This window comes from Vibrio sp. Vb0304, from assembly GCF_033338995.1.
GTDB lineage: Bacteria > Pseudomonadota > Gammaproteobacteria > Enterobacterales > Vibrionaceae > Vibrio > Vibrio alginolyticus.
Window position 1 is genome coordinate 1,132,177 of sequence record NZ_JAWOTT010000001.1, and the last position, 18,938, is coordinate 1,151,114.

The window sequence follows — 18,938 nt, forward strand, 5'->3', positions numbered from 1 at the left end:
TTTTTGTGTTGTATACAGGTTTATCCGTTATCAATAACACCGTTGTTGAGCAATGACTCTACAATCTCGTTGGAGCTAAGACCGTTGAAGTCGATTGAAGTACCTAAGTTTTCCACGACAATAGTCTGTTGAACATTTGCATCCGTCGTAATGTTCAGAGAAACACTTTCCGTCGATGCATCGTAGTCTGCCGAAATGTGACCAAGCAGATCATCCATGTCGATCATTGAGTTATTGAGATCAGAGATAACTTCACGTAAATCGATACTGTCTTCGTTAACAGTGAAGTCAGTAATGGTATCCACTGCCCCTTCATCAACGGAATCTACCGTCCACTTGAAGATATCGCTGCCGTCTCCACCCGTTAAGATATCTGAACCTAAGCCACCGATAAGCACGTCATCACCATCACCACCCAGAATAACGTCGTCACCGTCTCCACCAATCAAGTTGATACCTGTGTCTCCGCCGACTAAATAGCTGTCGTCCACTGCGGTTGACTGGTCAATATCGTCGCTATCACTACTCACATCCAAACTAATTTGGACAGGTGAAGACTGCGCTTCATCGCCATTAGATTCCGTTGATATCGCCGTAAGCGAAATATCGTAAGAACCGACATCAATACCACTGTTAGTATCTGTTGCGACAATTTCTAGCGTATCAATTTCATCGCTTGGTACTGTCCAAGTGGTACCATCGAAGCTAATACCTGATGGAGAAACGCCACTTGTTACCTCAGCACTAGCTGGTACGCCCGTTAGCTCCAAAGACAGCACCTCGTCAATATCAGTAAGCGCCGCCATGATTCCGACAATCGCTAAACCTTGACTGCTCGCGGTTTGGCTAGTCGCAATTTGACGAATGTAATTAAACTGAGGATTGATACTCAATGTAGGTGCATCAGCTACAGGTGTCACATTGATAGTGAAGTCTTGATTCGCTTCCAATGCGGTACCCGATGCATTTTCGAAGTACACGCCGTTGTCTTCGACTTTCACCGATAAAGTGATTGAAGCTGCGTTGACATCTCCTGCATCCACAAATACACCCTCAGAAGCGTCTGTTGCTCCAAGAACGGAGTTAATATTATCTGGTGTGCCCATTAGGGTTATTTCACCAGCCATCCCCGCCCCAACAGTCACACCACTACCTGTTGGCGGCTCGACACGAAGGTCGCCCTCGGTAACTGTAAGAGTCACGGTCATGATTTCATTCGCCTGTGCACCAGTGAAGTCGATGTCACTTACACTAATACCCGTTATTTTCTGGCCATCGGCTTCGTTGATCGTATCCGTTACCGACGTTGCAGTGATTTCAGGTGCGTCATTGGTCGCTTCAACATTCAACACTGCTGTGCCCGCGATTGTAATTGGGTCTGGAGCGCCGTTAGTGGTTCCGTCATCTGTGATTTCATAAGTGAAATCAACGTCACCAAAGAAATCTGCTGCGGGTTCAAACGTCCACTCTGTCGCACTCACTTGAGTCAACGTGCCGGAAGTTGGGTCCACTAACGCAACATTATCGACGGTCAAGTTGTCTGACTCAGGATCACTTGCGTTGCTCAGCAACTCAGTAGCCGTAATAGTTACCGAACCACCATCTTCTTCGGTACTACTCAACGTTACCTCTGATGTTACCGGTGCATCGTTCACCTCAGTGACTTCGAAGGTCGCCGTTCCTGACACCGTTTGAGGATCTGAAACACCGTTCGTTGTACCGTTGTCGGTAATGTCGTAGGTCAGATCGACCTTGCCGTTGTAGCCAGGCGCAGGAGTAAATGACCATGTACCTGTTACGTTGTCGAAATCCAATGTGCCGCTGCTTGGATCAACCAACTGGACATTGCTCACCATCAAGGTGTCGTTTTCAATATCAGACGCATTCGCCAACAAATCAGCTTGGGTAATATCAACCGCCGTACTGTCTTCTGCGATATCAGAAAGTGTCACTTCAGACGTCGTTGGAGCATCATTGACTTCCGTTACGTTGAACGATGCGCTGCCGTTAACCGATTTAGGATCGGATGCACCATTTGTCGTGCCATCATCTGTAATGGTGTACGTGATTTCAACTGGACCGTTGTAATCTGGTGCTGGGGTAAATTCCCACTCTCCCGTGCCACTGTTGAAAGTAATGCTGCCCGAATTCGGATCCGTTAACTGAACATTGCTAACCGTGAGATTATCGTTCTCTACGTCTGTCGCATTCGCAATAAGATCCGCTTCAGAGATGGAGAACACACCACTGTCTTCTTCAATATCCGGTAGCGTCACTGGCGTAGTTTCTGGGGTATCATTCACCGCTGTTACTTCAATATTGAAGCTGCTGCTGTTGGTATTTAGGGTGTCATCTACCCCACCAATTACGATACCTTCATTACCTTGGTCATCGACTGTCACGTCCACCTGAACGTCACCAAAGAAGTTCAGGTCTGGATTAAACTCAATCAGACCGTCTGCAATGGCATTGTTTAGATCGGCCACTGTGCCTTTCAGTTCAACGGAGTCCGTACCATCACCGCTCACGGTTAGGTTGTAAGTAGTGATGAGCGTTGGATTAAGCTCCAAGATACCGCTGTCGACGTTCACATTGAGTACATATTCAGCATTCGGATCATCGAGTACGGCATCAATATCGGTAATGCTGAAACCATCAAGCAGCATTGGCGTATCTTCTGGTGTTTCCACATCCACGGTATTGACGAACTCTGGACGATCGTTCACTGCTTCAACATCAACAGTGACATCAAACTCCTCTGCGGAGCCCAAGCTTTGACTGCCATCGAGCCCAGTATCAACGGCTTGCACTTTGAAATGCAGCGAACCATCCCATGAGTTATCGTTGCGATCCCCAGAATTAAACACCACTTGATCCAAGTCTTGAGCATTGATTTCTAAGACAAAAATGCCACCGCCTTGGTCAGTAAACACTGTCCCATCAGGTAATGAAACACTCGCCCCATCAGGGACATTGGAGACCTCAACTCTCAGCGTCTCTGGATCATTTTCCTGGTAGTTTGCACCATCTCCGATGGACTCTTTGTTATCAACTACTAACGCATTTACATTAATAACAATGTCTTCGCCCTCATTACCTGCAGCCGAAGTGTCGGGGTTCACATCAACATCATCACCAATAGGATTGACAATAAGCGTAAAGTTGTTGTTTCGTTCCGTTGGAACTTGTAGCAACTCCTCTTGAATGAAGACCGTAATACCTATCTCAGCCTCGCCACTAAAGTGTTTTGGCGGTTTAATTTGGATGTCACTCAGGTCAATGGACGTCTGAGTGAGATCTTTTAGTTGAATACTCCATTCGCCCCCACCGTTGTTCTTAACAACATAATCAGAGGAATTGGATTTAACGATAAAGTCATCAGGAAGTCCCGTTAACTTGAGTGAAACGAAACTCTCAGAACCGTCATTATCGTTCAGGCTGATCGAAACACCAGAGCCCGATTGATTCAGCGAAATTAAAGTATCTTCGTCACCAATCACCGTGATTGGCTGCGTCGGATCGGCACCTGTAATGGTAATGTCATCAACGACTGGCGTAACTTCAAATGTGACTTCGTCAGTGAAGGTTCTTACATCTATATTATCGCCAGAGTTATTCAAGATAGACTGATCAAACACAGCTTCATCAGTAATTTCTCCCTCGATATTAATCTTGACGGTATTTTGGCCACCACCTACGGGGTAATTTTCTTTTGGCTTAAACAGAACATTGTCAAGCGCACCAGCTAAAATCTCAGCTTCATTAAACTCAATACTGGTTCCTAAGCTGTTACCATTGGCATCAACAAACTCACCTAATGTTGTGTCATCAAGCTCTAACTTGATGTTCGTTAGTGTTTCTCGACCACCTTGAGTGTTGTTAAATTGATCGGCAAAATCAACACTCAAGTTAAGTTGGATTAAGCCATCTTCGTAACCGACACCATCCGCCGTGGGAACGTCGTTATTTAGATCAGTTACAGGTTGTTTGTTTGCATCCAAGCCGAAAGTACCAACGATATCTACTTTTACATTCGGTGTGACATCGCTATCCAACGGCTGATCCCCGGCTGAACTCGGAACGTCTGCAACCGGTAAAACCTGAACTGGAAACTGGACATTATTTTCTTTTTCATCACCGGACTCAGTGTCTTTAGTGACAAACCGAATTGGTAATTCGAAATCACCTGCGTAATCTTCTGCCAAGTGCATCGTCAAGCCATCAAGGCCAGTAATATTTCCACTCGCATCGATATGGGCTTGGAACACGTATTTACCATTGACAAAATCAACATCCGTCCCCGTGATCACCAAACCAGGAGGAATGCCAGGAGCTGTCGGGTCGACGATAATAGTTAAGACATCTTCCACACCATCTGCATTAATCGCATCGACTTTCGACGTCAACTGAGCACCAAGGTTAATAGAATTGTCTTCCAACGCTTGAATTTGGACATCATCAGCCACCTGAATCTCTGCCGCTACACTCATTTTCGGTGTGAGGACGGTTGGAAACTCTAGTGTCACATCCGTTTGACGCACGACCGTCGCATCTTTTTCGTTGCCCAAATCTTCGCCCAAATCATTCACTTCTGCGTAAATGGTTAAGCCAATTTGAGAGAGACCACCGTTATCGCCATCGTCACTGTCATCGTTTGGTGTTAAATCAAGTCCAGACGGCGCTTTAATTGAGAAGTTGTCTTCATTAGTTACTGTCCAACGACCTCCACCTTCATTTAGTGCACCGACGATAACCAATTGGTTGAGGATCTCAGGGTCCACATTGTGAAATTGAACAACAAGTTGAGTCACCACTTCATCTGAAGACGCATCAAACTCTTGGTATTTAATGATATGAGCGCCAGATTCGCCCCCCATAGAAGTGTTGATCGTAAAGTCAATGTTACCTTGATCATCTGACTTCACGATATCGGTAGCACCACCACCACTTTCAGTGACAAGCAGACGGGTTTGGTCATCTATTGCCCCCGTATTATCCTCTGGCTCAACGATTGGATTAACTTGGACATTCACCGTACCATTGATGGTTTTCTCAGCGATACCTTCACCGGGATTCGAAGCGTCAACATATTCATGGTCAATCTCTTTCACAGTGACGGTCGTGGTCAAGTCAAAGTCAGTACTTGAATCCTGCTCCAACTGGACTTGAACATAGCCACTTTGAGAGATTTTAGCGGAAAAATCTTGCTCTGATTCACCGGCTTGCGGTGAAAGCGTTAGTGTTCCAGAAACAAGCGCTTGTGCCACACCATCTACATAGACCGTGCTGCCTGGAGGAAATCCCGAGATGGTTACATCACTAAAGAATTCATCGGTATCAGGGCTTTGTACGAGCGTCGGTTTCCAATCGATGTCAAAGCGCGTATCTTCATCTCCCTCCGATCGAACAACGTAGTTATCTTGAGCATCAATAACGGGTTCGACCTTGATCCTTACCTCTCTTTCAATCACACGACTATGACCATCATTCTCGGTAACAATGATCGTCCCTGTAATCGCAATGTTTTCAGTTGAAGAGGCTTCCGGAATAATTTGAATACCGGAATTAAAATTCAGCCCAGTGATGTTTGCTTCGTAAATCGGTTGACCGTTACCATCATAGCCAACAAAAGTGAGGTCAACGCTTGAACCGTCTGAATCTACGACACGAACACCATCGGGGATGTTGGACAGGATAACAGTAATGGCTTCTGAATCATCCTGTGGTCTATCGGCAACTTCACCAGATACAACCGAGAAGTTGAGGTTTACAACACCATTCTCTTCAATAGTCGTCTCTATTCCGGCCACATCTCCGTCTACGAATCGGTTCCAAACGTTCCCCGCGTCAATTAATACCGTGTCTGGTATGTCAGCAACACCTTTTACACCAACGATGACGGTCTTACTGCCCAGTGACAACACATCTTCTGTCGTACCGGTAGACAATGATGCTGTGTCTTTCACAATGCCTTCGACATTGAAAGTAAAGTCATCATTGCTGTGCAAAGGAGGAAGAACTTCGACGTTCGCTAATTCAGACTCTGGAACTTCGTAATAAAGTACATTGCCGCCTGAATCGGTCACTTCTACTATCTGACTTGGGTTTGCTGAGTCCAGCCACACCAAAGTAACCCCATCAATTGAGAAGTTAGAAATGCGCACAAATAACGCTTCAGAACCATCTAAGTCCGCTGATGGTTTCATGGTGATCACTTCACTTAATTGGAGTGGGTCGTGATCAGTGACAGGGTCTACCGTATTTTGAGTTCGAGCATTATCCTCAAACACATTAATTCGGTTTACAGTAAAACTACCTTTATCCGCAACTGGGTTTACATCAATAATGATGGTTTCGGTTTCTGAGCGAGCGGTATCTTTCCCAAGCAGTGGATTGTTGTTTTCCGTCGTAATAGCGGTGACATCAATTCTGATTTCGCCCGAGAAGTTATCTATCGGATCAACTTGAACTTCATCAATTCGGCTTGCATCCACCAGATAAACACCACCGGATTTTGGTATCGCACTACCATCTGAATAGACTAACTCTGCGTTACCTTCTCCTTGTGTAAAGACAAGCTCGTACACAATGCCTTCAGGGTTACTAGTGTCTTGGGTTTCAGCCGTGATGTTAAGTGCGACATTGTTTCCATCTTCGTCAACCGAGTAGTTAAATTCGCTGCTTGCCGTCCACGTTGCAATATCTGCGACGGCAGCAACTTCAATGTCTAAACGACCATTAATCGTATGATCTGGCGTACCATTGTTAAGAATTTCCACGCGGATACGAGGATCGATACCAGAAGCATCGGTTGATGTATGACGATCTGGTACGAAGTACAAGTTATCTAGCGAGACAAGCTCACCATTGAATGACTGCTCCACATTCGATGCGTCGAGAACAACCGTATTGCCCACAGATGTTAATTCAATGTAGTTGCCACTGCCGTCTCTGTAGTAGAACGTACCGTTGTGAGTATCAGCATCTCGAATAGTGATGTCACCTAAGCTCTCGTTACGGTCGATATCGTGTAAATTGATAACCAAGTCGACTTTCGCAGGGCTAACATCCAGCGTCGACAAGTTGTCCTGAGTATTTGCAGAGTCAACGCCCACAACGACACCATCACGCCCTTGGTCTTCGAACGCAGTAACGGTAGACGTGTCAATTTGCGCATTGCGGTCTCTTATCGAGATATCCACATCGGCATCTGCGATATCGCCATCACCATCGGTTGCAACAACGTTGATGGTGAAATAAATCGAGTCGGTTTCGGTATGGTCAAGGTCGTCATTCGGACGGAATGACACACTGCCATCGGTTCGAACAACCAAACGACCGATTTCAGTATCCACTCCGTCAAGAACCTTGTGAACAAATACGACTTGGTCGCTGCCGTTCAAATCGACAGAATCAGAATCAACACCATTTTGCTTAAAGTAAATGCCTGAATCATCAGCCGAGAATGAAGTCACTTGTGCGCCGTCAGCACCAAGGTCATCATCCCCCTCTACAGGGTCTCGGAATAAACGAACCGTGCGGCTGCCTTGCCCCTCAACACGCGAAATAGATGCATCGTGCAAGGTTGGAACATCATCGGTAATCGTCACTGGTAAGTTAATACCTGCCGTATCACCATCGACATCGGTCGCAAAGACTGGGAGATCAAGTATGAGTGTATCTTCGCCTTGAGTTGAGTGATCTAGCGCACCCTCAAGCGTAAACTTGTAAGAGCCGTCAGCGTTCAAAACTAGTGTGAACACTGAGTTACCATCAGGTGTTTGACCTTGATAAGTAAAGTTGTTGTTGCTTACCGCGGTTTGAACTAACGTCACCGCAAAACCACCTGAAGTTACTCCTGGTATCGGGTTAGAAGTAAGATCCAGCTGATAAGAGACAACGGTATCTGCCCCTTCCACCGTATCGAAATTGCCCGTTGCTTCTAGGCTGTCTTTGTTGGTTGCCTGAGAGCCGTTGGCAAGGTCATCCTCATCAACAGCCAAAGCATCTGCTGATTTAATTTCGGGAATGTCATCAACTACGGTAATTGGAAGATTCAGTGATGATGACGTGTCACCATCAAAGTCTGTTACTGTAATTGGAATATCAATGACAAGGTTGTTTTCACCTTGAACAGCGTCATGGTCGATTGGTCCCAACAGCTCAAATTGGTAGCTGTCATTATTCGCATCAAGAGACAGCGTGAAGATCTTAGTTGATGTGCCAGTAATAACCGCTTCGTAACTGGTTACTCCACCATTCGTGCTTACTAGATTCAACTCGATGCTGCTGCCGTTCGACGTTAAACCAGACACGACTGCATCGAGGTCTGAAACTTGGTAGCTGACAATCTTGTCTGCACCAGCAACGACCTCAAATCCGCCGTTCAATACCGTTGAATCACTACTTGTCGTGTCAGAGCCACCGGAAAGATCATCTTCATCAACGGTTTGTTGGCTAGAGTCTGTCACTTTCACAATAGCTGGGACATCGTCCACCACGGTGATCGGCAAGGTGATGTTATTGGACACATCGCCATCAAAATCAGTCGCGTTGACTGGGAAGTTAATGACCAACGAGTTTTCATCGTTACCCGCAGGATGATCAAGTGCACCCAACAGTTCAAATTCATAACTGTCTGCTGAACCATTTAGCGTCAGTTTAAAGACGGTGTCCGTCGTACCTTGTACATAAGCTCGGTACTCAATCACACCGTTTGAATTTGAAAACTCAACCAACTCAAGCGGTTGACCACCTGAGGTAAGGCCAGAAACAGGCGATGTTAAACTATCCAACTGGAAGCTAACGATAGAGTCGGCACCATCAGTAACGTCAAAGTTGCCACCAATGATATTGGATTCTGGCGTGTCGTCCGAACCTTGGCTTGGAATATCATCCTCATCCACAGACAAGGTACTACCAGAGCTAATAGCATCAATGGTTGGTTTGTCATCTACGATCGTAACTGGCAAGGTCGCAGTGATGGTATCGTTGTCGCCATCCGTGATCTTCACAGGTAGATTCAACAAAATCTCATCAGAGTTAACCGCGTGATCTAACTGACCAGATAACTCAAAGTCGTATTTACCATCTTGATGAAGTGTCAACGTGAAGACCGTCACTCCACCCGGTGTTTGTCCCACGTAAACAAGCGCGTCAGCAGTTGAAGCGCCAACGTCTTGAGAAAGTGTTACCTCTTCTCCACCCGATTTCAGATTCGGGATAGGATTTGAGCTTAGATCCAATTCGAAAGCATCAATACCATCTGCGCTAGTGACTTCGAACTCACCTGATACCGTTAATGGCTCTTTCGTTCCATCAGAACCAAGAGGTAAGTCATCTTCGTCGACACGTAGACTTTCAATATTGGTAACAACTGGAACATCGTCCACAACGGTAATTGGCAATGTGAAGGCTGGTGAAGTATCACCATCATTATCTGTCGCCGTCACAGGGAGGTTAATAACAATCTCGTTTTGCTGATTACCATCGGGATGATCAAGCGGCTTCTGTAAATCGAACTCGTAGGTGTTGTTCGTTGCATCCAACGTCAGTTCGAACACCACTTCAGCAGGATTGCCTGCGACACCTTGGTATACGTTCACGCCGTTTGCGCTAGAAGACAGAACTAAGGTGATAGCTTCACCATCTGAAGTCAGTGACGCAACAGGCGTGGTCAGGTCACTCAGCTGAATAGAAGCAACTTGGTCAGCACCTTCGGTGATATCAAAAGTACCTGAAATAACAGTATCTTCTGCACTTGCAGCATCCGTACCTGCTGGTAGGTCATCTTCATCAACGGTTTGTTCGCTGCCTGCTAGTAAACCGTCAATGGTCGGAACATCATCCACAACCGTAATTGGTAAGGTGATGTTGTTCGACACGTCTCCATCAAAGTCAGTCGCGTTTATCGGTAAATTGATGACCAGTTCATTTTGGCCATCAGCATTTGGATGATCGAGAGGAGCAAGCAAATCGAAAGTGTAGCTATCATCAGAAGCATCGAGAGTCACACGGAATACTGGTGTCGTCGTGCCATCAATACGAGCTTCGTAAACTGAAACGCCACCTGCGTTTGATACTTCAACCATAACCAGAGATTGACCACCAGAGGTCAGGCCTTGTACTGGCGTGGTTAGGTCAGAAACGCTGTACTCCACAATGCCATCAGAGCCATCAGTCGCGATGAAGTTACCTGCAATGCTGTTCGACTGCGTACCATCAGATCCGACTGTTGGGATATCGTCCTCGTCAACCGTTTGCACACTTGTTGCTTCGATGCCACCAAGTGTCGGTTTGTCATCAACGATCTTGACAGGAATTGTCTCAGCAGACGTGTCGCCATCAAAGTCGGTTGCGATGATTGGGAAGTTCAGTGTCAGCTCGTCACTATCTACCGCGTGGTCGATTGGACCTTCTAGCGTGAAGTTATAAGAGCCATCGGTATTCACTGTCAGCGTAAAGACCGCTTCAGTCCCCGCTGCCGCTTGGTAAGTAAAGCTACCATCGCCGTTTGCGGTTTCCGTCAGTGTGACTGCCACGCCTTGTGATGTGAGTCCAGCTACAGGTGTTGCAGAAGCATCGAGCTGATAGCTCACCACTCGGTCCGAGCCTTGTGTGGTGGTAAAGTTACCATCGATTGAAATCGGGTCAGTTTGGTCTGAGCCAATCGTACTTAAGTCATCTTCATCAACGGTAATGGCATCGACATCAGTAATGGTCGGTTTATCATCCACGATGGTGACTGGGATCGTTTCTGTGGTGGTATCACCATCAAAATCCGTTGCGATGATTGGGAAGTTCAGCGTCAGCTCATCACTGTCTACCGCATGGTCGATTGGCCCTTGCAGCGTGAAGTTGTATGAGCCATCCGTGTTTACTGTTAGCGTAAATACGGCTTCAGTTCCTGCTGTCGCTTCATAAGTGTAGCTACCGTCGCCGTTTGCGGTTTCAGTCAGCGTGACGGCCACACCTTGTGATGTTAGACCGTCAACAGGCGTTGCAGCAGCATCCAATTGGTAGCTTACTACCCCATCAGAGCCTTGCGTTGTAGTGAAGTTGCCATCGATTGAAATTGGATCTGAGCCGTCGGAGCCAATCGTCGCTAAGTCATCTTCATCCACGCGGATTGCGTCTACGTCAGTGATGGTTGGTTTATCATCAACGATGGTGACAGGTAACGTCTTCGATGAGGTGTCGCCATCAAAGTCTGTTGCGATAATCGGGAAGTCGATTTGCAGACTGTCGCTATTCACCGCATGGTCTAGTGGGCCCTGCAGAGTAAAGGTGTAGCTGCCATCTGGCTTCACCACCAGTTCAAATACGGCATTGCCATCTGCTGTGGCAGTGTAAGTAAAGCTGCCATCACCATTTGTTGTCTCAGCAAGTACGACAGGCTCACCATGAGAGGTTAACCCTGCTACTGGATCTGCTGTTGCATCAAGCTGGTATTTAACAACGCTGTCCGAGCCTTCAGTTGTGCTGAAAGACCCCGACATAAACGCATCATCGTTTTGGTCTGAGCCAATTGAAGCGAGATCATCTTCGTCCACCGTGAGTGGAACAACGTTGTCAATGGTTGGAACGTCATCAGTAATCGTAACTGGAATGGTCGCGGTCGTCGTATCGCCATCAAAGTCTGTTGCAATGATTGGGAAGTTCAGTACTAGCTCATCGTTGTTTAACGCGTGATCGATTGGCCCTTCTAGACGGAAGTTGTATGTGCCGTCTGCATTCACATTCATGGTGAAAACCGGATTGCCATCCGCGGTAGCCACGTAAGTGAAGCTGCCATCGGCATTCGCAGTCTCTACCAAAGTAACAGGCTCACCTTGAGAAGTTAAACCTGAAACAGGATCAGCCGTTGAATCAAGTTGGTAGCTCACCACACGGTCTGAACCTTGAGTGGTCGTGAACGCGCCTTCAACATAAACAGCGTCAGTTTGGTCTGAGCCAATACCTGATAAATCATCTTCGTCTACTGCAAGAGGCACAACATTATCTATGATTGGTGCATCATCCGTGATCGTGACTGGAATGGTTGCCGAAGTCGTATCACCATCAAAATCGGTGGCAATAATTGGGAAATCAATCGTCAGGCTGTCGCTGTTAGCTGCATGGTCAATCGGACCTTGCAGCGTAAAGTCGTACGTACCATCTGTTGCGACATTCAACGTGAAGACAGGATTGCCGTCAGCGGTCGCAACATAAGTAAAGCTGCCGTCGCCATTCGCGGTTTCCACCAAGGTAATCGCCTCACCTTGAGACGTTAGCCCCGCAACAGGATCAGCCGTTGAATCCAGTTGATAGCTCACCACTCGGTCAGAGCCTTGAGTGGTCGTAAACGCGCCTTCAACGAACAGATCGCCGCCAGGGTCGGAACCCACACCGCTAAGGTCGTCTTCATCGACACTTAACGCATCCACCGCTGTGATGGTCGGTACATCATCAACAATCGTGACTGGAATGGTTTCAGTGACAGTGTCGCCATCAAAGTCGGTTGCGATAATTGGGAAGTTTAGTGTCAACTCGTCACTATCAACCGCGTGATCAATCGGCCCTTCTAGCGTGAAGTTATAAGAGCCATCAGTATTCACAGTCAGCGTAAAGACCGCTTCAGAGCCCGCTGTTGCTTCGTAGGTAAAACTGCCATCACCATTTGCAGTTTCTGTTAGCGTGACAGCCACACCTTGCGAGGTTAAACCGTCAACTGGTGTTGATGTGCCATCGAGTTGGTAGCTCACCACTCGGTCTGAACCTTGCGTGGTGGTGAAGTTACCATCAATAGAAATCGGGTTGCTTTGGTCTGAGCCAATTGACGCTAGATCATCTTCATCAACCGTAATGGAATCCACGTCAGTAATAACTGGCTTATCGTCCACGATCGTCACAGGGATAGTGGCATTTGTGGTGTCGCCATCAAAGTCTGTTGCGATGATTGGGAAGTTGAGTGTCAGCTCATCGCTATCTACCGCGTGGTCGATTGGCCCTTCAAGCGTGAAGTTATAAGAGCCATCAGTGTTCACTGTCAGTGTAAAGACCGACTCGGTGCCTGCTGTTGCTTGATAGGTAAAGCTGCCATCGCCGTTTGCGGTTTCAGTTAGCGTGACTGCCACGCCTTGTGATGTGAGTCCAGCCACTGGTGTTGCAGAAGCATCGAGCTGATAGCTCACTACTCGGTCCGAGCCTTGTGTGGTGGTGAAGTTGCCATCGATTGAAATCGGGCCAGTCTGATCTGAACCAATCGTACCTAAGTCATCTTCATCAACGGTAATCGCATCAACATCGGTAATGGTCGGTTTATCATCCACGATGGTGACTGGGATCGTTTCTGTGGTGGTATCACCATCAAAATCCGTTGCTATGATTGGGAAGTTCAGTGTCAGCTCATCACTGTCTGTCGCATGGTCGATTGGACCTTGCAGCGTGAAGTTGTATGAACCATCCGTATTAACGGTCAGCGTAAATACTGCTTCAGTTCCCGCTGTCGCTTCATAAGTGTAGCTACCGTCGCCGTTTGCGGTTTCAGCCAGCGTGACGGCCATACCTTGTGATGTTAGACCATCAACTGGCGTTGCTGCAGTATCTAATTGGTAGCTTACTACCCCATCAGAACCTTGCGTTGTAGTGAAGTTGCCATCGATTGAAATTGGATCTGAGCCGTCAGAGCCAATCGTCGCTAAGTCATCTTCATCCACACGGATTGCGTCTACGTCAGTGATGGTTGGTTTATCATCAACGATGGTGACAGGTAGTGTTTCTGTCGATGTATCGCCATCAAAGTCTGTTGCGATAATCGGGAAGTCGATTTGCAGGCTGTCGCTATTCACCGCATGGTCTAGTGGGCCCTGCAGAGTAAAGGTGTAGCTGCCGTCTGGCTTCACCACCAATTCAAATACGTCATTGCCATTTGCTGTGGCAGTGTAAGTAAAGCTGCCATCACCATTTGCTGTCTCAGCAAGCACGACAGGCTCACCATGAGAGGTCAACCCTGCTACTGGATCTGCCGTTGCATCAAGCTGGTATTTAACAACGCTGTCTGAGCCTTCAGTTGTGCTGAAAGAGCCCGACATAAACGCATCATCGTTTTGGTCTGAGCCAATTGTAGCGAGATCATCTTCGTCTACTGTCAGTGGAACAACGTTATTAATGGTTGGAACGTCATCAGTAATCGTGACTGGAATGGTCGCGGTCGTCGTATCGCCATCAAAGTCTGTTGCAATGATTGGGAAGTTCAGTACTAGCTCATCGCTGTTTAACGCGTGATCGATTGGCCCTTCCAGACGGAAGTCATATGTACCGTCTGCATTCACGTTCATGGTGAAGACAGGATTGCCATCCGCAGTTGCCACGTAAGTGAAGCTGCCATCGGGATTCGCAGTCTCTACCAAAATAACAGGCTCACCTTGAGAAGTTAAACCTGAAACAGGATCAGAAGTTGAATCAAGTTGGTAGCTCACCACTCGGTCTGAACCTTGAGTGGTCGTAAATGCGCCTGCCACAAACACTGCGTCAGTTTGGTCTGAGCCAATACCTGATAAATCATCTTCGTCTACAGCCAGAGGCACGACATTATCAATGATTGGTGCATCATCCGTAATCGTGACTGGAATGGTTGCCGAAGTCGTATCACCATCAAAATCGGTGGCAATAATTGGGAAATCAATCGTCAGGCTGTCGCTGTTAGCTGCATGGTCAATCGGACCTTGCAGCGTAAAGTCGTACGTACCATCTGTTGCGACATTCAACGTGAAGACAGGATTGCCGTCAGCGGTCGCAACATAAGTAAAGCTGCCGTCGCCATTCGCGGTTTCCACCAAGATAATCGCCTCACCTTGAGAGGTCAGCCCCGCAACAGGATCTGCGGTTGAATCCAGTTGATAGCTCACCACTCGGTCAGAGCCTTGTGTGGTTGTAAACGCCCCTTCAACGAACAGATCGCCGCCTGGGTCTGAACCCACACCGCTAAGGTCGTCTTCGTCGACACTCAACGCATCCACCGCTGTGATGGTCGGTACATCATCAACAATCGTGACTGGAATGGTTTCAGTAACGGTGTCGCCATCAAAGTCGGTTGCGATAATTGGGAAATTCAGTGTCAACTCATCACTATCAACCGCATGATCAATTGGCCCTTCAAGCGTGAAATTGTATGAGCCATCCGTATTTACTGTTAGCGTAAAGACCGCTTCAGAGCCCGCTGTTGCTTCGTAGGTAAAACTGCCATCACCATTTGCAGTTTCTGTTAGCGTGACAGCCACACCTTGCGAGGTTAAACCGTCAACTGGTGTTGATGTGCCATCGAGTTGGTAGCTCACCACTCGGTCTGAACCTTGCGTGGTGGTAAAGTTACCATCAATAGAAATTGGATTGCTTTGGTCTGAACCGATTGACGCTAGGTCATCTTCATCAACCGTAATAGCATCCACGTCAGTAATAACTGGCTTATCGTCCACGATCGTCACTGGGATGGTGGCATTTGTGGTGTCACCATCAAAGTCGGTCGCGATGATTGGGAAGTTGAGCGTTAACTCATCACTATCAACAGCATGATCGATTGGGCCTTCAAGCGTGAAGTTATAAGAGCCATCAGTGTTCACTGTCAGTGTAAAGACCGACTCGGTGCCTGCAGTTGCTTGATAGGTAAAGCTGCCATCACCGTTTGCGGTTTCAGTCAGCGTGACGGCCACGCCTTGCGACGTTAAACCGTCAACTGGTGTTGATGCGCCATCAAGTTGGTAACTCACCACTCGGTCTGAACCTTGTGTGGTGGTGAAGTTACCATCAATAGAAATCGGATTGCTTTGGTCTGAGCCAATTGACGCTAGATCATCTTCATCAACCGTAATGGCGTCGACGTCAGTAATAACCGGCTTATCGTCCACGATGGTAACAGGCAATACGATTTGGCTTGTGTCACCATCGAAGTCTGTAGCAATAACGCTAAAATCAAGGGTTAAGCTGTCGCTATTTGCCGCATGGTCAATTGGACCTTGCAGCTCAAAACTGTACGAGCCGTCGGTATTCAAAATTAATGTGAAAACTGCACTGCCATTTGCCGTTGCGCTGTAGGTGTAACTGCCATCTGCATTTTGCGTTTCGGCAATGGAAACGGTTTGACCTTGAGATTGCAGGCCATTTAAAGAATCAGCGTTTACATCCAACTGATACTGTACGACGCCATCAGAACCCTGAGTCGTCGTGAACTGACCTTCAACCAGCGTTGGCTGTGATTGGTCAGAGCCTACCGAACTTAAGTCATCCTCATCGACGGTAAGAGCAACAACGTCATTAATGGTTGGCACATCATCGGCAATGGTTACCGGTAGAACAAGTGAACTGGTGTCACCGTCAAAGTCCGTTGCGACAATAGTGAAGTCTAGAGTTAAGCTATCGCTACCCACAGCATGATCGATTGGACCTTCAAGGGTAAATGAATAAGAACCGTCAGGGTTCACTTGTAAGGTGAAGATAGCGTCCCCTTCTGCCGTTGCAGAATAGGTAAAGCTGCCATCTGAATTGGTTGTTTCCGTCAGAGAGATAGATCGCCCCTGCGATTCCAACCCATTGAGTGGATCAGTGCCGCTCTCTAATTGATAACTTACAACACGGTCTGAGCCCTGAGTAGTCGTGAAGCTACCTTGCGCGAACACAGAGTCGCTTTGATCGGAGCCAATGCTTGATAAATCGTCTTCATCGACGGCTAGCGCATCAACGCCATCAATCGAAGGAACGTCATCTTGAACTTGAATGACAATTTGCGCAGCTTCTGGTGTGTTCGAACCTTCGGTAATAGAGGAGCGGTCACCATCCGCATCTACCGCGTAAACTGGCAGTGAGAAAGTGAGCGAGTCATCGTTAGCACCCGTATGGTCAAGTTGTTCATACAAGTTGAATTGGTATTCGCCCAATGCAGGTGCATCAATCGCCACATCAAATACGGTAATACGCACACCATCCAGCTCGATGAAGCCTTCGTAAGTACGTACGCCGTTACTCTCGGACGCTAGTTCTAGTTGAACAACCTGCCCTTGAGATTGGAGTTCTCCACCAACATTGAACTCTGTAGGTTCCAACTCATAGTGATCAATGATGTCACTTCCGACCGCTGTCGTGATCGACCCAGTACCACTTGTTACTGCCGCGCCTTCCTGTGAACCTTGGTCAACCCCCGCCTCATCTAAAGACAAGCCCGTCACGTTCTCAATCACTGGGTTATCGCCATCGAGGATGGTCATCGTAAAGGTGTTGCTTGCCGTATCTTGGTCATAGTCGACGATTGTGGTTGGTAAAGAGAGCTCAATCGTATCTTCACCGTTTGTTTGTTCTAACGGCTTAAATTGCTCAAATTGGTAGGTACCATCAGTATTCAGACTGATGGTTAAGACGGTTTCATTCGAGCCAGCAATGGACAAGGTGATAGTACTGCCGTCTTCAGAGAGTACCGCTTCTGTCGCCTGATTATCACTCAGTAGGCCATCGAACTGACTAAGTCCTTCTTGATTAAACGTGACCGTTGCCAATTGATCACTACCAATATCAACAAAGGTGCCAGTAATTGGTGTAGAAGAAGATTCAACGTTTTCAAAAGTAACGTTTTGCGGCGCAGGATCATCGCCATCAATAACGGTTGTCGTAAAATCGATAGGCGCTTGAATGCTGTTACCACCAATATCTGCACCTGTAATATCAAAAGCAATATTGATTTGATCACCGACGATCGATACTTGGCCATCAGCAACAGACGCAACATGGTCAACGCCCTGGCTAATCGTGGTAACGACTTCTAACTCTAAATCACGGCCTAAAGATGTCGCTTCGATCTCGATACGAAGCACTTCGTTACCACCTTGAGTGCCGATAATGGCATTTTGCGCTTCGTCGTAAACAAACGCCACTGGCTGACCACCAGAGGTAATGTCACTATTTAACTCGGTTAACAAAGACTCTAATGAGGACGTTTCAGGTACAAATGAAGCAGTATCAAGTGCGAGATCCCCTGCTTCAACCAGCACACTAGAAGAAATGGTTTGCGGGTAGCTAGATAGAGAAATTGAGCCTTCTGTTACGCTAGATTGCAGTGACTGCCCACCATCAGCAAAAATCGTGACATTCAAACCGTCATCTTCGTCGCGATCATCTTCTCCGCTGCGAGTCGCAGACGTTTCAAAAAAAGTAGAAGCGAGTACTTCCGGGTTATTATATTCAACCGTCACGTAGCCAGCATTAGCCGAGCCTTCAGCACCTGCGCCAGCAGCTGTTGCTTCTAAGATAGCGGTAGGGTCAGCTCCGTCTAAAATAGCTTGCTGGATAGCGGCAATATCGTTGGCGTCGAAGTCAGCACTTCCAATAGCCGTTGGGTCAAAAGTCACTAAGCCATTAACTGGAGATTGTACCAATACTGGTTCTAACGGTTCAGAAGAAGGCACAGGAAGACAAGCAACACAATTTGCATCGACCAGATAAAGCTCATTATTTATCTGTACGTCGAGAGAAGCATTATTTTCTGTGATAATAATCTCGCCAGGTCTTAACTCATCCCCCGCTTTTATGACCTTAACGTTTCCATCCAGGCCCAAAACCAAAACTTCACCTTTGACAGCATTTACAATCGCGCTCTGCGGTACCGTGTGCGTACTCATCTGACCTCCGCTAATGGCTTACGTTTCCCATTAACCTTTTTAGATAATTTCTTATTAATTTAGTGCGGCATACTGCACACCTTTATACGATTAAACTAAGTATTGAATCATTAAACAATCGATAAATACCCTACTACCAAGCAACATAAGTAAAACTTACTCGTAGTCACAGAAATGTGACACATGTGCTGACGCGTAGATATCGAATAATTATATGAAATTGATACCTTATTCTGATTAAGTGTAGTTGTTTTAAGAAAAGAAGAGAGATGAAATCATTCAGCTAAACGCCAGACT

General features: G+C 47.0%; 1 protein-coding gene. It reads right to left on the minus strand.

What is annotated here, in order from left to right; genetic code table 11:
- Positions 1-20: 20 nt before the first annotated feature.
- The gene (locus R7P35_RS05015) at positions 21-18,641 is read right to left on the minus strand and encodes a retention module-containing protein (protein ID WP_318091769.1); all 18,621 of its coding nucleotides are present in this window, start codon (positions 18,639-18,641) and stop codon (positions 21-23) included.
- Positions 18,642-18,938: the final 297 nt, after the last annotated feature.

Excerpts from the sequence above, each read along its gene's own strand:
- R7P35_RS05015 (WP_318091769.1), bottom strand. The coding sequence starts at position 18,641 with ATGAGTACGCACACGGTACCGCAGAGCGCGATTGTAAATGCTGTCAAA.